The organism is Actinomadura sp. 9N215 (assembly GCF_044326345.1).
Lineage (GTDB): Bacteria > Actinomycetota > Actinomycetes > Streptosporangiales > Streptosporangiaceae > Spirillospora.
Window position 1 is genome coordinate 43,278 of sequence record NZ_JBIRBA010000018.1, and the last position, 19,744, is coordinate 63,021.

Here is a 19,744-nt window from a genome sequence, read left to right on the forward strand (position 1 = left end):
GGGAGATGCTGGGCTCTGGCGGTGGTCGATGACCTCGCGGACGGGCTGCCGGGGTCATTTGGTGGTCGAGCACCGCCGACGGGTCGCCGGCGCCGACCTCGGCGGGGTCGTGGTGGCGGGTCGGTGGCCACGCTCATCTCCGGGCGCGCACGCGGCGCGCCAGGCGGGCCAGCGGGCACCGGTACCCAGCGCTGTGATCTGCTCGGCGGTGACGCCCCGGGGCGGCTTGCGGTCGATCGTCCCGGCGGCGGCCAGATGCTCCTGGACGGTCAGCGGTGAGCGCTCCAGGTCTTGGGCGATCTGCGCAATGGTGCGTCCGGCGGTGAACAGGTCGACGAACTGGGCCTTTTCGGTGGCGCGGACTGGCTTGGCCATGGCGGGATTCCTCCGGCTTCTCGATGGGACTTCGGCGTTGCTGGCCGGAGCACCGGCACGGCTCGGAACGGCCCGGACGGCGGTCCTGGCAAAAGGGGGGTGCGGCCGGTTCTGGCGGCGCAACGGTCACGGGGACCGGGGCTGCATGGCCGACTCGCATGGCCGACTCGCAGGCCGCAGGCGGTCATGCGGTGGGCTCACTCGGTCAGGTGTTTGGCCAGTTGGTGGCGGGCGATGCGGGCGGCCAGGGCCGCCCGCAGCGCCATGGGCGGGTGCGTCGGCCCCAGCACCGCGATGACGGCTGTGGTCAGCTGGGCCCGGCCTGTCGGGGCGGGGAGCGCGGCACGCAGCATCCTCCAGAAGCCGCGGGCGGCATCAGGTTCAGCGGTGCTGGCGGCGGCATCGGCAGCGAGTTCGCTGATCCAGTTCAGGAGCAGTGTCGCCATCCACACGGTGGGGGCGGCGACCACGAGAGCGCGCGGCGGGAGGATCAATCCCATGCCCAGCCAGCCGGCCAGGCTGACCAACTGCACCGCGATGGCGACTTGTCGCCACGGGCGGCGGACGTGGTGGGCCTCATGGGCCAGGGCGTAGGCCAGCGCGGTGGGCTGCTCCAGGAGCCGGTCGCCGACCAGGATGATCGGGTGCCGCCGGTTCGGCAGCACTGCGGCGTACAAGCGCGTACGCGCACAGTCGCAGCCGGTGGTGTCCAGGGCGCACTGATGCTCCGGTGGCCGGTCCAGGCAGTACACATGGACGCCCTCGGCGGCGGGGAGCCGGCGGCGGACCCGGTCTTGGGTGCGTGTCAGAACCGTGCGGGCCACCGGGCGCAGGTCGGCGACGAGCCGCTGCTCGTAGTCGTCGGCCGAGCTCCAATCCACGCCCGGCAGCGGATCACCGAGATGGTTCACGTAGACGACCAGGACGGCCCAGGCGCCGACCAGGACGGCCAGCGCGCCGGTCACTGCCGTGGCCCAGGACGGGGGCAACCCCATCCGAGCGGCGCCGCCGACGACGGCGCCACTGGTCAGGATCAGGGCGGGGACGATGGGGATCTTCCGTTTGGCGGCCGCCTCGTGGTGGTGGTTGGCGACAAACCTGGCATACATCGCCTCAGCGAAGTCACGGCGCTCCGGCGGAGCTTTCACGGGTGGGGCTTTTGCAGGTGCGGTGGGTGAAGCCGTGTCGGCCATCTCCGGTGGTCCCCTCTGGGACGTGAGTGCGGGTGGGAGGGTTGGGTCCGGGGCGGACGGCGCCCCAGGCCCGCTCGTGGGTCCTGCTGCCGGTCGATCCGCAGGCCGCATGGGCGGCCTGCGGATCGCTCACCCGGTCAGGTGCCGACGCGCCGAATAGCGGCCGACAGTGCCGGGACCAGCCATCGGGCGTCGCCGATGGTGCCGTTGCCCGACACCACGTCCCATCCGGGCTGTGCCGGGTAGCCGGGGTTTCCGGGGACGGCGTTGGAGCCTTGGGTGACGTCGGCGATGCCGGTGCGGGTGCCGGTGGCGGCCACCAGCCCGTACAGGGCGGGGTTGATCCGGCCGAGCGGCCGGTGCGCGGCCTGGCGGACCAGCCCGAGGACACCGGCCCACAGCGGCGCCGACACCGAGGTGCCGGCCGCGCGCCGCCAGCCCCCGTCCCGGTCGATCTTGCCGCCGAGCACGTTGTAGGTGGAGTAGATGATCATGCGGCTTTCGCCCGAGCCGTTGGCGGCTACGTCGGTGGTGCCGCGGTGCCCGGCGACCAGGTGGGCGTAGCGGTCCTGGAACGCCGGGCGGGTGAACACCCTCGACAGGCCGCCGCCGGTGGCCCGTCCCAGCCCGTGCGGGTCACCCCAGACGGTGTCGGGGGAGCGCCGCCGCCCGTGGTCGTCCAGGTCGACTTGGGTGCCGCCGACGGCCAGGACGTCCGGGGAGCTGGCGGGCCAGGGGACGTTGGCCGCGGTGGACTGCCCGGAGGTGTTGCCGGTGTCGCCGTTGGACACCGCGACCGTGAGCTTGCGGGCGCCGATGATCTGGCTGAGCTGCCGGTTCAGCCGGGTGAGCGTCGCGGCGGGAAGATCGGACTCGTACGTGCCATACGACATCGACACGATCACGCCGGGGTGGCCGGGGGCGTAGTCGCGCACGGCGTCCAGGATGTCGGCGTAGCCACCGTCGGTAGCCGTCTCGGGGGTGGCGATCACCACGATGCGGGCGTGCGGGGCCATCGCGTGGATCATGCTGGCGTCCAGCACGGTCTCCTGGGCGATGGCGTACCGCCAGGGAGCCTCCGGCGCGTCGGGCGGCGGCATCGGGGTGATCGGCCCAGTGGCGCGGTACTCCAGGTCCGCCTTCGGCAGCCCGTAGGCCGCCGAGAACACGCCGAGGTCGTGCCGCAGCGTGTGCTCCGGCACGCTGTGCCAGATCGGCAGCACGACGGTCGCGCCGCGGCCGGTCCACCCGGCCCGGTGCGCGCCGGTCACTCCGTAGGCGCGGGCCAGCTGCCGGACCGAGTAGCAGGGCGACCCGTAGGCGGCCCGGCATTCGGCCGTCGTGGGCGGCGCCTGCCCCGTGCCCGGGCTCGCTCCCGGACTCGTGGCCGGGCGCGCTCCCTGGCTCGTGGCCGGGCCGGTGCCGGTGGCTAGGGCGCGCGCGGCGGTGAGGTCGGCGTGGGTGAGGCGCCGTGGCCCGCGCAACGGGAGCACTCCGGCGGCCAACTGCCGCGCGATGCTCGTCGCCGCCGCGGCAGGCGTGGACGCGCCCGCCGGGGCGGCCGATCGGCTGACCGGGCCGGTGCCGGTGGCCAGCGCGAACGCGACGGCGCTGATGCCCAGCACCGCCACGCCCGTCAACACGGCCGTGGTTGGTTTGGTCGGCAAAAACAAAGGGTGTCGCTTTCTCTGGTCGCAATGGTCACGGTCGTCCCTCCAGACCACGGGCTCGTGGAAGCAGGGACGGCCGCTGCCCAAGGCTCCGCGGGTCTTGGATTGCGGTCGCCTGCGGCGGCGCCGCTGCGCTGCGGCGCTAGGGGGTGTCGCTGGGCTGTGGCGTGGGGCGAGGCTGGGGTGGGCCTCGTGCGGCGTGCTCTTGCGTCGCCGATCCCCAACTCGTTCCCACGCCCAAACCGCCGTCGACCCACCGCACGACCCACCGCGCCACCCGTTCCGCCAAGCGCGGCAGCAGGACCAGCAAGCCAGAACACAGAGGGCCGAGATGCAGGTGGGCGCGCCACGGAATCCACACGGTGGCGGCGCGAACCTCCGACCCCGCCCAGGCACCGTTCACTGGGCCCGCCCCGTCATCCGGGCGAGCACGGCAGGCAATTCCCGCACATGCTCAATCACCGGCACCCCATCGGGGACCTCGCCGGAGGTCTCGTCAACTGGCCAGCCCGCCGACCGATCGGCGGTCGAGGCCAGCGGCGCGACCAGCACCGCCCGCATCCCCGCCTTCACCGCCGGGAGCACATCGCTGTGGACCTGGTTGCCCACGTAGCAGATCTCGGCGGGAGAGCACCCGCCGCTAGCCGCGGTGATCGCGTCAAAGAATCTCGGTGACGGTTTCGCGACTCCAAGCTCGGCGCTGTGCAGGACGGCCCGCAGCAGCCCCCGCACGCCCGCGGCGACCAGCTGCGCCTCGCCGGACTGGCCCGCCAGGGTGTTGGAGGCGACCAGCAGCCGCAACCCGGTCCGGTGCAGCGACCGGATCACCGCGGCGGCCGCCGGATCAACCGGGAACGACTGGTCCAGCCGCCGCGCCACCGCCCCGACGTTGAGCGTGATCAGACCCTCGTAACCGGGCGGCACGGAAACGTCCTGGTCGGCACCGCGCTGGTCCAGGACCCCGCCGTAGTCGAACCCGACACACCGCACCGGCGGGTCCCACACCACCTGCCCGGCGCTCACCGCGCACCGTCCCGGGCCTGGACGCGGCCGACGCCGCACCACAGATCGGAGGGTCCCTGGCCGATCGCCTCCGCCTGCGGCGAGCAGGAGCGCTCCGGTCGCCATTGCGGCGCGGGCACGATGCCCGGCTCGACGAGTTCCACCCCGGCGAACAGGTCCCTCACGTCCTGGGGCGTGCGGGGATGCGGCAGACCGGGGATCGGCCGGTCCTGCAACGTGCCCAAAGCGGCCACTCCTTGGCTGGTCTGCCCGGTCAGCTGGCAGACCGCGATGTAGCTGCCGCAGGGAAGTGCGGCGCGCAGCCGCTCCACGGCCCCGACGGCGCGGCGGCCGTCCAGGGGATCGAGGCTGGTCGTCAGCAGCACCCCGACCGGCTCAGCCAGATCCAGCAGATTCTTGGCCGCGGCGGCAGCCAACGCTGCGGCAGGATCGGTCGGGTCGGCGTCGACGCAGGTGTCCTCAAAAGGGGAGGACAGCCACGCTCGGGCCTGCACCATGACGAAGGCGTCGGCGTCGGCGTAGACCACCCGGGCCGCCGGGTCGATCCGCTGGGCGACCTCGTGGACTTCCGCCCGCAACGGCTCGCTCGGCAGATCACGCACCGGCAGATCGGTGCCCGCGACCAACACCTGACCAATACCGTGCTCGCCGACCAAGGCCCGCACCACGCGGGCCCGGAACGCCAGCCGATGACGGGCGGCGGCGACCAACCCCGGATACCCCCGCCCCGCCCAGTCGCTGAAGTTACGATCAGCGGGGTAGTTCTCCTTGCCGCCGACCAGCGCGTTCCAGACACGGCTCCAATGCGGTGTCGTGGGGTCGAGCGGGTAGAACAGATCGCGCTTGGCCGCCGCCCACTCCAACCCCTGGACGGTCGGAAGGTACGGGGCCCAGCTGAGCCCCGCGCCGCCGAGCTGGTCGTTCACCGCGACCTCCCGGCCGCCTGGTGACTCACCCGCGCACCCGTCCGGGCACGAACACGGCCGACACCGCACCACAGATCGACCCCCTCCAGCGGCGCCCAAGGGGACGGTTCCGGTCGCCAATGCGGCGCTGCGACCAGACCCGGCTCGGCCACGTCCAGGTCGGTGAACAGGGCCCGGATCCCATCCAAGGTCCGCGCGTGCGGCAGGCCAGGGATCGGCCGGTCCCACAACCCGCCCAGCGCCCCAAGCCCCTGACCGGTGTCCCCGGCAAGGTGACAGATCCCGATACAGCTCCCGCCGGGCAGCACGGTCCGCAGAACGGCCAGAGCGTGCGCGGCCGTCTGATCGTCCACGCCGTCCAGGCTGGTCGTCAGCAGCACCCCGACCGGCTCAGCCAGGGACAGCGTCGCCGCCGCCTGATCCAGGAGCACGCCGGGCTCGTACAGATCCGCGTCAACGTGCGCGCAACCGCCAGGCGCGCGAGAAGTCAGCAACGCACGCGCGTGCATCATCACCCACGCGTCGGTGTCGGCATACACCACCCGAGTCGCCGGATCGATCCGCTGCGCGATCTCGTGCACCTCGTCGCGCAGCGGAACATCGACACCGACCACCAGCAACTGACGCAGCCGGTACTCCTCGACCATCACCCGAACCGCCCGGGCCCGGAAGACCAAGCGGAACCGAGCAACGTCCAAAATCTGCGGGTAGAGCTGTTGCACCCGCTCGCCGAACTGCTGCTCAGCCGGGCCAGCGTCCTTGCCATTCGCCCATAGATTCCACAACCGCGCCATGACGGGCGTGGACTCATCCAGCTCGATCAGGTCACCAGCGGCGGCCGACCCGTGAACGGTCGTGTCGTGAGCGCTCATGCCGCTCTCCCCACGCTGACGCGGGCGGCCATGCCGACGACGCGGATCGTCTCGTACAGCTCGCCCTCGTAGGCGCCATCGCCGGACCACAGCTGCACGTCGACCAGGCCGGGCGGCAGGAGGTCCCAGCCGTCCGCGAGGGCAGCGATGTCCTCCTCCTCGCGAAAGACGATCGGGCTGCTGGCGTTGCTGTAGGCCTTGGTCATCCCACTGACCCGGGCCTGGCTGGTGCGAGTCTTGGTCGCGTGAGACAGGACGACGACGCTGCCGGGCGCCAAGCGCTCCCGCAGCCCCGCCATAACGGCGGCCGGATCGTCCACGAAGTGCAGGACGGCAGCCGCGATGATCAGCACCGGCTCGGTCAGGTCGACGCGGCCCACCAGCTCGGGGTGGCCAAAGATGCCGTCGGGGTCGGTGATGTCACCGCGAAGCACGCCGAGATACCCCCGGCGGAGCGCGCGGGCGTGCGCGAGCACGACCTCGTCCTTATCGAAGGCGAACACCGTGGCGTCCGGCGCGACGTTGCGGACGCAGATCTCCACGGAATCAAGCGGAACGTCGTCCACGATCCCAACACCAATGTCGAGGATCTGCCGGATGCCGTATTCGGCAACGGCCCACGAGGCGGCGCGACCGGCGAACTTGAAGTTCTCCTTCGCCATGGCCGGGACGTCCGGCGAGATCCGGATGACTGCTTCGGCGGTCTCCCTGTCGGCCTCCGTCCAGGCTCTGCCGCCCAGGTAGTAGTTGTAGAGGCCAGCGGGGGTAGCGTGGCTGAAGTCGAGGGCGAGGCCGGGGGTGATCATGATTCCGCCGCGTCGAGTAGTTCGTGCAGTTTCTCGGGCGTGTCGGCGTCCGCGGCGGTGGCGCGGTTGGGGGCCGCGTCCTTCCCACGCTCGTTGGTGTCGAGGAAGCCCCACCGGCGGTCCTTGTCGGAACGCACGATGCTCCAGTCCGGGTGGGCGTCCTTCAACCACGCCTTGGCCTGAGCGGGGTCGGTGACTTTGGGCATTGCGGTCATGATCGGTTTCCCTGTTAGCGGACGCGAGGGGTAAACGCAGCGGGGGATCCGCTGTGAGGACGGCTGACCGTTCGGTCTCCCGCCGCTGCGGTCAAGGGAAGGCGCCGCCAGCCAATCCGTCTCGTCCGCCCAAGCCGGCGGCGGCCTTGACCAGGCGCTTGGGAACGGACGGGGCGGGCGAGAGCTCGCTGCTGGGGAGGGATTCACGCTCGTTCCCCGCGCGGGTGTCCTCCTCGTGGGAGAGTCCACGCTCCTGGATGCAGTGCTGGACGAACACCGGTACCTCGTTTGGCGGGTCGTGAATTGGCTGCTTCCAGCAGATCGCTTTCGCGTCCAGCGCCTCTAGCCGACAATGTTCGACAACTTCCGACATCTGTGATGTCGTGACCTGGTCAGCTGCGAAGGTGCATGCTCATGGCATATGAGACGACCCCTGAGATCCGAGCGCGCCTGCGGTGCGAACGCCGGGCTCGGGGGTGGGACATTCCGCGTATGGCGCACGAATTGCGGGAAGCCTCTGACTATCCGCACAAAATGCCGTCCGAGCGCAGCCTCACCCGGTGTGTCGAGCGCTGGGAGGGTGGGCAGGTTCGGCGGATTACCGAGCGTTACCGAATCCTCTACGCACGAGCGCTGAGCATGAGCCAGGAAGAACTGTTCGAAGACAGCCCGCACCAGCCGCCGATCCCGGTCCCCACCCAGGGCGACGTCGAGGCGATCCGCATGATGCTGAATGCCCTGATGGCCGCCGACCGCCGCTTCGGCGGACGGCGCATCCGCCGACAGGCCGACGACTATCTGACCGACGTGATCGAGCCGATGCTGCGCGGGCACGTACCCGAGGCCCTCAAGCGGCAGATGTTCGGCCTGGCTACGGAGTTCACGCTGCGAGTGGCCGCGATGCACCTCGACACCGATCAGCTAGCCCAGGCGCTTGGCCTGCTCGGCAGGGCATCGAGTATGGCCGCTGAAAGCGCTGACATGACGCTGACCGCCTGGGTGCTGTCTCGACGTGGTGAGCATGAGATGCATCAGGCTGCCCTCACCTCCCGACCAGAGCGACGCGCGACCTTCGTCCGGCAGGCCCTCGCCTACACCGAGGGCGCAGCTGGCGTCGCACGCGAGGCTCCACCCCTCAGCCGCGCATTCTTGACCACCAAGCATGCGCTGGCCTGGTCACTGACGGGCAATAGGGCCCGGACTCAACGAGTCCTCGGTACCGTGTGGACGGCCTACGAGCGGGCCGGAGATGTCCAGGAGCCGGAGTGGATGGGTGCCTATGAGTACGGGCATCTGCGCCACGAGGAGGCCCGCTGCTACGTCAACCTCGGCATGGGGCGTGAGGCCGTCCAAGCCGCCGAGCTAGCCCTCAACGCACGCACCGCTGCGCGGCCCCGCGCATTCACGCTCGGTGTCTTGGCCATCGGTCACGCCCAGACTTTGGAAGTCGAGGCCGCATGCGCGGCAGCCCATGAACTCATCGACCTGGCATCCCAGATCTCATCGCGACGGGTGTGCATCCGACTCGGCGAGGTTCTCGATGCGCTTACCCCTTACGAGAACAACCAGGCTGTCGCTGAGTTGCGGGAGGTGGCAAAGCCGGTGTTGCAGGGTTGTGGGCTCTGACGGTGGGGAGCTCTGGCCAATGACTGCAATGCCGTCCGAAGTCCAGGACGCCCTCGCCGAGGTGGGCGCCCGCTGCCAGGTTCCCGTTGACGACGCTCGATTAGTGCATCAGCACAGCAACACTGCTATCGCGCTGCCAGCCGCTCGGCTTCTGGTCCGCGTCGCTGGCAATCCCGATGCGTTCGAGAACGTCGTCTCCGCCGTAGCCATCACGCGTTGGCTTACTTGCCGGGGCTACCGCTGCGTGGTTCCTGCCGAAGTGGATCCATTCCTCGTCGTCGGGCGGGCGGTCTCTGTGTGGCGGCTGCTGGACGTAGCCGAAGAACCCCCAGCGAACGGTGCCGAACTCGGTGAGTTGCTCCGTGAATTGCACCGCCAGCCAAGCCCGCCGGTCCAGTTACGAAACCTCACCGACCCATTCGAGTCGGTGACGGCCGCCATGCGACAGCACCCAGACGCCATGACCGAAGACGATCAGACGTGGTTAAGCGACCGGGTGAGGCGACTGCGGCGCAGTTGGACTGATCTGAGCCCTGCTCTACTGACCGGCCTGGTGCACGGTGACGCGCACACCAACAACACCATCCGTTTGACTACAGGCCAGGTCGTTCTTGGCGACTGGGACCACGTCGCCCAGGGACCTCGCGAGTGGGACCTTATCCAGGTGCACTACATGGCCCGCCGATTCGGCCGCCACACGCGGGAAGACCTTGACCGGTTCACTGCGGCCTATGGCTGGGATGTTCGCGACTGGCGAAGTACAGAAACGCTCATTCAGATTCGCGAGATCACAGGTCTTAGTCCCTACATGCGAAAAGCGTCAACCGACAGGCTGGTACGAAGGGAAGTTGCGCACCGCGTCGCCTCGCTGCGTATGGGGGACACCTCCATACGGTGGCACTCGCCGACTCGCTAGCCAGCAGTTGAGCTAAAAGCGCAGCCGACAACTTGAAGAAGACCTTGCAGGCGCGCGCTGGTTGACCGATCGAGCGCGCGCCAGCGAGTGCGGACCCTCTCCTGCGCGGTGTGCCCGGCCTCTACACATTATTCCAGCTGGATGACTAGCGGCCACAATTCAGGGACGGTCTCAGAAGCTCGGCCCGCAGACGAGCGAGCTCAGCGATGCGGACCACGGTTTTGGTCTGCCGAACCAGTGGTAGATCAGAAGTACCCAATTGTGCGCCCCGAGGCCATCGGTGCCTAAGAGGACCGGGGATGCAACGTGCGGCGCAGTCTCTTGGTCGCGAGTGCGGCCGACTGGGTGAGCTCTTGGTCGAGCGGATGCGGGTTTTCTCCGGTGGCCAGACCTGCGGCGCGGAGAACGTTCGCTAATTGCTGCAGCTCCGGCGCTGTTACCGCAGCGCGGACCAACGGGAGGTTCAGGGCATCTCTGGCGGCGTAGGCGTCGGTTTCGGCCGCATGGAGCAGTTCCTTGAGGAGGGAAAGGCGAGGAGGTTCGCAATTGTCGCCAGCGAGATCGAGCGCGGTCAGACCAGCGCGGACGCGGAAGACCGTCGAGCAGGGGGCGGTGGCCCCGGCGGTGAGGTATTGCATGCTAGTGAGCCACCTGGAGGGGATGAGATGCTTCCAGTACGTGTGTGCTGGCAGAGGGCGCGTAGCAGGGCTTGTGCCGTGTGCTCCCAAGACGTGCTCGTCGTACTGGCCTCGACCATGGTGGCGGCTTGGTCGAGTTCACCGTCCTTCAACAAGGCCAGGATGGCGATCTGTCGGCCATCGAGGAGACGTCGGCCAATACCGCGGTGAGCGGCGGCGTTCTGGGCTGCTTGGTTCCAGAGTCCGGCGGTGGCTAGTGCGCGGGTTCCGTCGGCGAGGAGTGCCGTCCACGTCATGGTGCGGATGGTTTGGTGGTTGTCGGGCGTGCCGGTGAGGTCGTGCAAATGGACGGTTCGCCCGTCGATCATGGTGTCGGCGCGGGCATGTGCAGCGCGGCGTAGTTCTTCCAGGGCTGTGTGCGCCGCAATCGGTTCTCCGTCGCGGATCATTTGGCGGATCAGGTTGAGGATCGGCTGGAGTGCGAGCTTGGTCGCTGCCGGAGAAAGCGGGCGTGCTTTGGTGAACACTTCGTATTGTTGCCAGCACAAGGCGCGTGCCAGGCCGGAATGGCCGCAATCAGAGGCGATCAGTGCCGCTTTGTTGAGTGCTTGGGCGGCGCTGGCGAGGGAGTGGGGGCTGTTGGTCGCCAGGAGGCGCAGTTCGGCGAGTCTTCGGTGTAGTGGCAGGGCGGGTGGGCGTGGCCGGTCGATCAAGGGGAACCAGGCGAGTGCGGGCAGGTTCGTGGTCGCTGATTGCATCGGCTTCCCGTTCTTCAGCGTGGTGCCGCGACCTGATGGGGCTGGGCATTGGCGGCGCGGAGGGGTCTGGCCCGAACACGGCGGTCATGGCAGCTTGGGCGATCGTGGCCTGGATGGCGTAGGGCAGGCCGAAGCGGTTGAAGGTGAAGATCACGTGGTGGGTCAGTACTGCGCGTAGGCCTCGGTGGAGACGTCCGGAAATGTGATGCTCGGAGAGCGCCGCTCCTGCGGCGGCGTAGGCGTTGAACCACCGTGCGGCAAATTTCAGTGTTCCCTGTGGTGTCATCAACGGTTTGATGTCGGCCCCTATCAATCGCCGCATCGCGGCGCAATGGGTGCTGTCGGCCTTGGTGAAAGGTGGAGAGGTATCGGCGCGGTGGTCGGCAACGCGTGCCCACACGTCGCCTTGCTCGTACCAGTCCAACCGTGCGGCACGGAGCAGTTCGGTGACCAGGAGAATCGCGAGTTCTGTCCGCCGATCTGTGGATTGGAGGAGGTGGATATCGCTCAGATAGGCCTGCAGGTGTCGGGTGTCGTTGCTGAAGAGTTGGTGCGCGGTGGCCATCGCGTCGAGGCCGCCGAAGGCATGTTGTTCGGGTTCGTAGACAGTGTGCGTAACGGCGGTGACTCGCTCGGCGGGGCCCGACCGGGCGAGGGCGTGGAGGCGGTTGCGGACCTCGGGGGCGGTGTCGGGGCAGGCCAGGTAACGGATGCGCCAGTATGGGTTCTTGCGGACGAGGAACCAGTCGGTGATGAGGCCTTCGCGCTCAACGCTGGTCAAGACGGGGATCAGGTGCGTCACGGCAACACGCTCGGCGGCGTGCCAATCGGAGAAGGCGACGTTGCTCTGCCACCAGCTGGGCCTGTCGGCGGAATCGTGCATGGCTCAGTTGCGGGAGGTCAGGCTACGGCGAGGACGGCGTCCCAGCCGGTGGCCGGAACGGCGCTGTTGCCTACGGCGTGTAAGGCCAGGGCAATACCCGCCGCACCGTCCAGAAGTGTGGGGGTGGTGGCGCACGTTGCTGCCGGATCGGGCAGCCTGGCCAGGAGCCGGTTGGTCAGGTTCGGGAGACGTTCCCCGAGGTGCGGAGTGCACGCGTCGGCGGCCATACGGTGAGCAGTGTGTAGAAGTCCGGCCTGCCCATGACACAGTCCCAGGTCAGTGAGGCGTCCGACCTGGACAGGGTCGCTCAGTGTCGTGGTCATTGCGGCTTCGGCGGTCTGCTGGCGTCGGGTGTCGCCGAGAGCGAGCGCGGCGAGCTGCTGCGCGCGGGCGGTGCCGCCGACGCCATAGCACCATGACGGCCGAGGTCTAAGAGACGAGTCCACTTCTCCGGCGCGGATCTGGTCAGAGGTGAGCAGGCCCGGCCACCAAGGGCCAGAGTCGTCGTGCTGGAGCCATTTATCGGTCCAGGCGCACAGACGCTCGATCGCCTCCCGGGTGCCGGACACGCTGACCCCGGACAATGTCGCCAGCGACAGCAGTGCGAGCGGAGCGCTGATGCCATGGGAGGCCCCGAGGTTGCCGTGGCCATCCGGGAACTCGGGATCGCGTTCCCCGTTGGGGGCGTCGAGCGTCCACCAAGACGGCCACCGGTCGGGCGCGTCGCCGGGTTCGGTGAGGCGTACCAGGTACTGAAGGACCTGGGCGGTGACCGGGTGGTCGGGATGGCGGCGTAGGTGGTAGACGCCGAGTCCGGTCAGTCCCCGGATGAGGTCGAATTCTTGGAGCTGTGGGCGCTGCTCGCGGTGGATGCGGGCGTGGGCGGTGTCCAGCCGCGTCTGGGTGAGGGTGATGGCGGCTTGGTCCAGCCGCTCCAGCGCGTGCCGGTAGCCGTCTTCGGCGCTGGAGCGCGGACCTTGCTGGGGGGCCTTGTCGCGGGCAGGGCTGGTGGCGGCGTGCAGTATGAACGCGAGGGCGGGAACGCCCATGTAGAGGCCGGCGTTGGCGGCTGCGGTGATCGGGGCGGCGCAGGCCGTGGTTATCCAGCGGTGCGCGGTTTCCCAGTCTCCATGACCGGTGCGAGCGCGTTCAATGTGCAGCAGGGCGATGCCGGCCGCGCCGGTGGCGAGCGCTTGCGGCCACGAGTGCCGGGCTGACGCGGTGAGGGCGGTGCGCGGATCAGAAAGAGCCGCTGCCAGTGCCCCGGCCATCGTCAGGGCTCTCTTGCCGGTGAGCGTCCCACTGGCCGCCGGGGTGCTGTGGCCGGTTCGCGTGGAGCGCGGCGGGAGCTCCAGCTCAGCGCAGCGGCTCGGGCTAGGTGCAGGCATGTGCGTTCCCCTTTCGGATCGACGCCGGCCATGCGGACGTGGTGCAGATGGAGCAGCTCGGGCAGGAGCGGCGACACGCTGGCCGGTGCGTTTGCATCAAGGGCGCGGCGGTAGGCCGCCAAGACGAGTCGGCGCTGCGCCCAGCAGGCGAGCAGTTGCTCATTGAAGGCGAGACGGGCCAGGGCGGTGTGGTCGTGGGGGTTGGCCAGCGTGATGGCTTGGTCGTATAGCGCGCGAGGCGGTGCGGTGGAGGCCGGACGGGTGTGCTCGATGAGCCAGCGCAGGGCCTGGTCGACGTCGCCGCAGAAGCCGACGGTCAGGTCGAGCATGCTCGCGGCTGTCACGGCGCGTTGTTGTGGCCCGTCTGCGGCAGCGGCGGCCGTCAGTTGCGTCACGGCGGCGTCCGAGTCGGCGGCGAAGAATTCCTCGGCGGCAGGCAGGGCAACGGGGCCACCGAACCGGTCGGTTTCGGGAAAGTCGGTATCGAACTGGACGCGGGTGGCAAGTCCGCGGCGCTGGAGCCGTGTAGTCCAGGCCGTGACCGCCGCCACGGCAGCGGCCGTCTGATCGCGTGGTATCTGCAGCCTGAGCCGGAGGTGCGGGTCGGGATCGCGGTAGCGGACGAACCAATAGCGGCCTGAACTGCCGGATCGGTTCTGGTCGGGTGGATCCAGGCTGGACAGCAGATCCGGAAGATGCCGAACCAAGATGGTGTTCTGCCGGTCCGGGTGCCCATACAGCTTGAGGTAAAGCTGCCCGCCGCTGAGAGGATGGCGCCCGTGCGTACGGACGTCCACTGGTCGCCGCACGTTTTCCAGCCAGGACGGCGCGGGCGGCGCCTGCTGCGTGGTGACCAGGGGAATCACGATCTCGTGCGGGTACCCGCCGCACCAGTCGGCCAGGCCGCCGGTGTCGCGCTCCTCCGGCGGATCGCCCGGCCTGTGAGGCTGGCGGCTTAGACGATGGGTGGGGCGGTGAGCCACTCGTTCGTCGATGAGCAGGGCTCGTAGTGATGTGCGGCCGGTCCGGCGTAGGTGTGCCCGCAGCACGGCTCTGTGGGAGGGCTCGGTGAGGTCCAGGCCGAGGCGCTGGTCACCCTCCCCGAGATAGCACTGCTGCGGTAGACGGTTCCGTTCCCGCCACGCGGCGAACGCTTCGTCCCAGGCGCGGGTGGATGCTGTAGGGCCGGGCAACTCGGTTCGGCTCAGCAACCAGCGGGCCGGGCTGAGGATGGTGCGTCCGTGCCGCAGGGCGGGCAGGAACGGCAGGTTCGCCGCCGCGCCCCAGTCGAACGTCGCACACGGCACGCTCATGGCATGCGGGACCTCGGCGAGGAACCGCACCAGCGGATGAGTGCGCCGGGACAGCTCGACGGCGTTGAAGGAAACAGGCTCCACCACCGTCTGCCGCGATCGTGACACCAGGTAGAGCCGGTGCAGGTCCGCGGTGACCGCAAGGTCGTCCAGCGGGATCACTTTCGGACTGTCTTCGTAGTATTGCCCCAGCACGATTTGGTGCGGCAACACTTCGGGGAGGGCGGCGACGTTGCCTGTGGTGGCGTGCAGGGGCGCGGCGCACAGTTGCGCGACCAACGCGTCCTGTGTGCTGCTGGGCAGATCCGCCAGCATCAACGACAGATCGTCGGCGCCGGGCAGGTTCAAGAATCGGCCGATGGTCGTTCCCGCCGATCGCGAAACTCCGACAACGGCGAGCGTGAAGCGGCCTGCGCGGACAGCGCCCTCATCGGTGGCGAGGACCCGGGCGGTAACCTCGGTGGTGGGCTGCGCTCTCTGATGCCCGGTCTCAGTGGACAAGGCGCTGATCGTGGTCTCTTCCAGGACGATTTCGCATTGACCTCCCAGCGCCGCCCGCTGCGCCAAGGCAAGCAATAGCCTGTCGCGTTCGTTCAAGGTGTCGCCGGCCGGGAGCGGCGGGCCGCCGAGATAGCTCGCCGGGTAGCCCAAACCCATATCGGCGTTCACGACATCGCGCACCGGGACGACGGCGCGTGGACCAAAGCGGTCCAGGAACGCGGCGTGCCAGCGGACCCATCCCAGGGTGAGCGCCGGTCGGCCGGCCAGCCGCACCAGCAGACTGGCGGCACGAGATGCTTCCTCTGCCACGCACTCGGGCACTCTCACGTCCCAGTCCAGTTGGAGATCGACCGCGAGGGCCGGTGCTGATGCCGGGTCCAGCTTGTCCATCACATCCTTAAGGCGTGTGCGGCATTCCCGCGCCGCCGCATGCGAGTCTGCAGCGGCGCGGCTGCGGTTATGGTCGCGAAGGTGCTCGTCGAGTTGCCGGAGCCGCCCGGTGAATCCGGCCGCACTCGGGGCGTGTTTGATGGCCGGGCGTAGGTGGCGGATCAGGTGGCCCAGCGGATCAGGGCAGCCGATGGGCGGGTGTAGGTCCGTCACCAGAACCCTCTGCGCCAGCAGGCTGATCAGCAGTGATGTGACGGCGCTGGAGTCGGTGTTGGGAAAGCGGACGGCGAGCTGTTCAGCCAAATCGCTGAGCGTGATGGGTACCTGTGCGAGCGCCAGGACCGCCTGGACGGGGGCGGTGGCGCCGATCCGGACGTGTTCGGGCCCCGAGCAGCCGCTGCGCTGCGGCCGGTACTCCTGGACTAGGTGACCGTCGCGGATGAAGATCATGTTGTTGGCGCGCACGAGCAGGCAGGGCCAGAGCGTCGGCTCGGTCTCCAGTTGCTCCACCAGCCCCGCCAGCCAGGCCGCGTCGACACGGACGACGGCGCGATGCCGGTGGCCAAATCGGCTACCGTCCCCAACGGGCGGAGCGGAAGCATCGAGGCGAGCTGGAGCGACCCCGGCGAACAACCCGAACGGGGTCGCCCGCGAGCCGGCGCGCAGCGCATAGCGCAGCACCGACAGCACCGCGCGGCGCGCGGCCGATTCGCCAACGGTCTGTCCGCCGCGTAACTGCTGGGTGCGGTGGAACAGGGAGGGGCTGGCCAACTCCAGTGCGGCGGAGAAGTCGGCCTGCTTCATGATCTGGTTCAGCCACGGCCTCCAGGTGCTCGGAGCGCCGGGATGGTCGCTCAAGTCCGGCCAAGAGCCGTCATCGGTGTTCCGCGGCCGCGCGGCGCCACGTATCAGGGCATGGTCGAGGTGGCGGTACATCGTCTGCTCCCGAGGGCGAGCGGCCCCGACCGGTCAGGGCCGGGCCGAGGCCGTTAGCCGATCGAACGTCGGTGAGGCCCGCGACGCTGGCCTATGGGCAAGTCGTAGAGCAGGCCGACTGGCAGGTCGACCCGCAGCCGTCGTCGGTCATCCGGATTAGTTGGTCGGCCTCCGGGCCGGACTCGATGATCGTGATGTCCAGCTCGAACTGGTCACGTCCAGGAGCTGGCTCGGACTCAACCGACAGACCTGCGGGCGGCGCAGTGTTCGGTGCGGTGGTCGGTTCAGTGCGGGTTCGGATGGGCATGGACTCCCCTTCTTGCGGTGGTGGGCGTTCACGGGCACCGACCCGTCAGGGCCTGGGCCTAATGCCAGGTGATGGCGACCGTGCCGTGCCGTTTGGAGATGGCGCCATCAGTCGGGGCGAGGTGGCCGACGGGGATGTAGCGGATCGTGGCTGCACCGCGGCGGCGGTGATCGCGTGCCCAGCAGCGCAGCAGGCCTAGATACTCGGCGGCCACCTGCTCAGCGGCGGGACCGTGGGCGATCACCACGGTCTCGAAGCCGCCCACGTCGGCGTTCTCACGTTTGGTCCGATAGGCGAAGGAACCGCCGCGCACCAGAGCCGGGACACCCCGCCCAGCCGAAGCCGCGAAGGCTCTCTGCTCGATCAACGTTGGACGTGCGTGCAACATCATCATCTGCGGGTGACTGGCAAGCAGGAACAGCTCCAACTCGTCGGGCAGGTCGAACACCGTGCCCGACGGCTGCTCCAGCCGCGGGCGCTCCAGCGCGGCTCGCAACTCAGAGGCAGCGATATCGAAAGTGTCATCGTCCGTCCGCAGGCCCCAGCTCCCATGATCGCCAACGGGGTAGACGCGCTCGTGGTGCTGCCCGTCACCCTGCATGGGCACGAATCCCGACAGCCGATAAGAGACGCTGGTCAACTCCTCACCCTCGGTCTCGAACGCGATCGACCGGGTGATGCCCTTGAGCCGAAGCGGAACCACCAGGCGGCCGGCCGGTGCCAGCTGCGTCCGCCATGCTGGTGGGATGTCCCAGGCTCCTGCCGTAACGATGATCCGGTCGAAGGCATCCTCGCCAGGAACGCCGTGCTCAGCGTCGCCGACGACGACCTTGACCCGCTCGTAGCCGACCGAGTTCAGGCAGGCCCGGGCCCGATCGGCGATCTGCGGGTCGATATCCACGGAGACGACCGCGCCATCGTCGCCGACCAGCTCGGCGATCAGGGCGGCGTTGTAGCCGCCGCTGCCGATCTCCAGGACCCGCATACCGGGGGTGATCTCAGCTTGTTCCAGCATGACCGACTGGATGTGCGCCGAGGACAACGAACTGGTCGCCGTGCCCTGGTCATCGCGTTTGATGACCACAGCATGGTCAGCGGCATAGACCGCCTCCAATGGCTGGTCAGGGACGAACCGGTGCCGGGGCACCGTACTGACGGCGTGCGCAACGCGGTCGGAGGTGATCGCACCCATGGCGCGCAGGTCATTCACCATCGTGGCCCGCAACGCAGGCGAGAAGTCCTCGGAATCGCGGACGGTAGTCATTGATCACCCTAATCAGTGGGGCTCTTCGGGAGCTGGGAACGGACGGTGGGCCCGTCCCGGTCTTGACACGGTTGTGGCTGGCCTGGGGTGCCCCAGGGAACTGCCGGTAGTTCGTCGTCAGGTCTCTCTGGGTTGGACGCCGAGCGCGGCTCACGTCCACCGTGTCCTGTGGTCGGCCACCGGTCCGGTGCATGTGGGCGATCGGGTCGGCGCCAGCCTCGTCCCAGAAGCTCGGCTGTCACGGCCGTCAGGTCGGCCAGCTGCGGACCAGCCCGCTATAGATTGGCGTGGTCACCGGTGAAGCCCAGTTCATGTGGCCGGCGCCGGTGGCCATGTGCGGGCGCTGGTCGGGGAGGAATCCTGGCATAAGGGAGAACGTCGGCTCGCCAAGGGCCCGCCAGCAAAGTCGGGGCCCCGTGAACGCGATGCGGGCGTGCAGCCACCGTGTGTTGTCCAGCAGGTAGCCTTGGCCAGCTGCTAGCCGGATCGGGAGTTGATGGGCGATGGCTGCGGTCCGGAGTTCGGACACGTAGGGCTTTGTCAGGGGACTCCAGCGTGCTAGCTCGTCCAGCCGCAGCCGCACCGACATCCGCCCGTCGGGGTGGGCCGTGAAGACCTGGGTGGGGTGGCCGCCGCCCATGCTGTCCCCCGTCCCAAAGAAAGCGGTGCGTGGCTGCGAGAGGGCGTGGGCAGCTTTCGGGTGGTGGGTGCGGAGGTCGGTGTGGATCGACCGACCGTCGGTGAGCAGGCATTCGCCACCCTGGTCGGCGGAGCGGCCGCACACCAGCATCATCAGCCTTGGCGGTGCTGGCGTCCCAGAACGTTCGGTGTGCGGTGCCAGTTCACTGCCGGTGAACCCGGCGAATCCTGGGCGCAGGGAGGGACAGCCGTTGTTGCGAATTGTGGTCAGGCCGTCGACGTCGCTGTCGCGGTGGGGGGTGATGGTCATGATCTGGGCGGCCAGGTCCAAGACAGCGGACCGGGAGGTCAACCCCTCCAAGAGGATCAGCCCGATCTGGCGCAACCGCTGCTCGATGATCCGCGGTGTGCCAGGGGTGACACGGTGGGGAGCGAGCAGGTCGCTCACATTTGGGAGAGCGTGAGGCATCACCAGGCTCCTTCGCTCAGTCGGTCTCGATTCACTGTCCCCAGGCGGGGGGCGGATGGTAAAGCGACAGATTGTCGATTCGGGTATCTCGTTCACATCCGGCCGGTGGCGAAGGGCGGCATGTTAGGTTCCGCACCGTAGCGCTCCACCCTTGAACCTCTGAGCTGCTGGGCAAACGAGTCCTGTACTGGTCGCTGACTGCGAGGACCACCATGGTGAATACGCCCCCAACCTGGCCTGTATCCGTCAAAGGCGTCGCAGTCGCAGGTGCCCGCGTGGCGCTGCTGAAGAACGAGCGCGACGAGTGGGAGTTGCCCGGCGGACGCCTGGAGTCTGGCGACGTCAGCCCCGAAGCGGCCGTGGAACGAGAGATCCAGGAAGAGACCGGCTGGAACGTCAAGGCGGGTCCGCTCCTGGACGTGTGGATCTATCAGCCGCTGCCGGACACGTTGCCAGAACGGCGCGTCGTGATCGTCACCTACGGCTGCACCGTATTGACCCCCGATGCCGAGCCCGTGGTGAGCCATGAGCACAAGCAGCTCGGGCTGTTCACCGCCGATCAATTCCCCAGCCTGCGCATGCCCGACGGCTACAAACAATCAATCGCCGCGTGGTTCGAACGGACATGATGACGAC

General features: G+C 68.8%; 19 protein-coding genes. 4 read left to right on the forward strand and 15 right to left on the reverse strand.

Annotated elements, in window-relative coordinates; genetic code table 11:
• Positions 1-54: 54 nt before the first annotated feature.
• The 8 genes from ACH34T_RS27225 to ACH34T_RS27260 all read right to left on the reverse strand — a co-directional run bounded on the left by ACH34T_RS27225 (position 55) and on the right by ACH34T_RS27260 (position 7,080).
• The gene (locus tag ACH34T_RS27225) at positions 55-375 is read right to left on the reverse strand and encodes a hypothetical protein (protein WP_396023757.1); all 321 of its coding nucleotides are present in this window, start codon (positions 373-375) and stop codon (positions 55-57) included.
• 197 nt (positions 376-572) lie between these two features.
• Positions 573-1,484, reverse strand: coding sequence for a hypothetical protein (locus tag ACH34T_RS27230; RefSeq protein WP_396023758.1), 912 nt, complete (start codon positions 1,482-1,484; stop codon positions 573-575).
• 221 nt (positions 1,485-1,705) lie between these two features.
• Positions 1,706-3,235 (reverse strand): S8 family serine peptidase, encoded by a 1,530-nt coding sequence (locus ACH34T_RS27235; protein WP_396023759.1) that lies wholly within the window; start codon positions 3,233-3,235, stop codon positions 1,706-1,708.
• 402 nt (positions 3,236-3,637) lie between these two features.
• Positions 3,638-4,261 carry an HAD family hydrolase gene (locus tag ACH34T_RS27240; protein ID WP_396023760.1) on the reverse strand — a complete coding sequence of 208 codons (624 nt, stop codon included), beginning with the start codon at positions 4,259-4,261 and terminating at the stop codon, positions 3,638-3,640.
• Entirely contained in the window at positions 4,258-5,187 is a 930-nt protein-coding gene (locus tag ACH34T_RS27245) for an SAM-dependent methyltransferase (RefSeq protein ID WP_396023761.1), read from the reverse strand. The genes ACH34T_RS27240 and ACH34T_RS27245 overlap by 4 nt, the downstream gene beginning before the upstream one ends.
• Positions 5,184-6,059, reverse strand: a complete 876-nt coding sequence (locus ACH34T_RS27250) for an SAM-dependent methyltransferase (protein ID WP_396023762.1) — start codon at positions 6,057-6,059, stop codon at positions 5,184-5,186. The genes ACH34T_RS27245 and ACH34T_RS27250 overlap by 4 nt, the downstream gene beginning before the upstream one ends.
• A complete protein-coding gene (locus ACH34T_RS27255) occupies positions 6,056-6,865 on the reverse strand; it encodes an SAM-dependent methyltransferase (protein ID WP_396023763.1) in 810 nt (269 codons plus the stop codon). Before ACH34T_RS27255 ends, ACH34T_RS27250 begins: the two co-directional genes overlap by 4 nt.
• A complete protein-coding gene (locus ACH34T_RS27260; protein WP_396023764.1) occupies positions 6,862-7,080 on the reverse strand; it encodes a hypothetical protein in 219 nt (72 codons plus the stop codon). Before ACH34T_RS27260 ends, ACH34T_RS27255 begins: the two co-directional genes overlap by 4 nt.
• 492 nt (positions 7,081-7,572) lie before the next feature.
• Between ACH34T_RS27260 and ACH34T_RS27265 the strand changes: the two genes are divergently transcribed.
• Together ACH34T_RS27265 and ACH34T_RS27270 are read left to right on the forward strand one after the other, a co-directional pair.
• Positions 7,573-8,706 (forward strand): hypothetical protein, encoded by a 1,134-nt coding sequence (locus tag ACH34T_RS27265; RefSeq protein WP_396023765.1) that lies wholly within the window; start codon positions 7,573-7,575, stop codon positions 8,704-8,706.
• Between the two features lie 28 nt (positions 8,707-8,734).
• Positions 8,735-9,622, forward strand: a complete 888-nt coding sequence (locus tag ACH34T_RS27270) for a phosphotransferase family protein (protein ID WP_396023766.1) — start codon at positions 8,735-8,737, stop codon at positions 9,620-9,622.
• Between the two features lie 284 nt (positions 9,623-9,906).
• Here ACH34T_RS27270 and ACH34T_RS27275 read toward each other — a convergent pair whose 3' ends face one another.
• Entirely contained in the window at positions 9,907-10,260 is a 354-nt protein-coding gene (locus ACH34T_RS27275; protein WP_396023767.1) for a hypothetical protein, read from the reverse strand.
• 128 nt (positions 10,261-10,388) lie between these two features.
• Here ACH34T_RS27275 and ACH34T_RS27280 point away from each other — a divergent pair, with 128 nt between their 5' ends.
• Positions 10,389-10,517: a hypothetical protein gene (locus ACH34T_RS27280; protein ID WP_396023768.1), complete on the forward strand. Its 129-nt coding sequence runs from the start codon at positions 10,389-10,391 to the stop codon at positions 10,515-10,517.
• Positions 10,518-10,836: 319 nt separating this feature from the next.
• On the opposite strand, the gene ACH34T_RS27285 is transcribed toward ACH34T_RS27280, so the two are convergent.
• The 6 genes from ACH34T_RS27285 to ACH34T_RS27310 all read right to left on the reverse strand — a co-directional run bounded on the left by ACH34T_RS27285 (position 10,837) and on the right by ACH34T_RS27310 (position 19,087).
• Complete coding sequence (locus ACH34T_RS27285; protein ID WP_396023769.1) at positions 10,837-11,901, reverse strand: thiopeptide-type bacteriocin biosynthesis protein; 1,065 nt, start codon at positions 11,899-11,901, stop codon at positions 10,837-10,839.
• Positions 11,902-11,918: 17 nt separating this feature from the next.
• Positions 11,919-13,172: a lanthionine synthetase C family protein gene (locus tag ACH34T_RS27290; protein WP_396023770.1), complete on the reverse strand. Its 1,254-nt coding sequence runs from the start codon at positions 13,170-13,172 to the stop codon at positions 11,919-11,921.
• A gap of 2 nt (positions 13,173-13,174) precedes the next feature.
• Complete coding sequence (locus tag ACH34T_RS27295; RefSeq protein ID WP_396023771.1) at positions 13,175-16,429, reverse strand: lantibiotic dehydratase; 3,255 nt, start codon at positions 16,427-16,429, stop codon at positions 13,175-13,177.
• A gap of 91 nt (positions 16,430-16,520) precedes the next feature.
• A complete protein-coding gene (locus tag ACH34T_RS27300; RefSeq protein WP_396023772.1) occupies positions 16,521-16,736 on the reverse strand; it encodes an FxLD family lanthipeptide in 216 nt (71 codons plus the stop codon).
• A gap of 58 nt (positions 16,737-16,794) precedes the next feature.
• Positions 16,795-18,000, reverse strand: coding sequence for a methyltransferase, FxLD system (gene fxlM, locus ACH34T_RS27305; protein ID WP_396023773.1), 1,206 nt, complete (start codon positions 17,998-18,000; stop codon positions 16,795-16,797).
• 247 nt (positions 18,001-18,247) lie between these two features.
• On the reverse strand, positions 18,248-19,087 hold the full coding sequence (locus tag ACH34T_RS27310; protein WP_396023774.1) for a TauD/TfdA family dioxygenase: 840 nt from the start codon (positions 19,085-19,087) through the stop codon (positions 18,248-18,250).
• Positions 19,088-19,383: 296 nt separating this feature from the next.
• Here ACH34T_RS27310 and ACH34T_RS27315 point away from each other — a divergent pair, with 296 nt between their 5' ends.
• Entirely contained in the window at positions 19,384-19,737 is a 354-nt protein-coding gene (locus ACH34T_RS27315; protein ID WP_396023775.1) for an NUDIX domain-containing protein, read from the forward strand.
• Positions 19,738-19,744 lie beyond the last annotated feature (7 nt).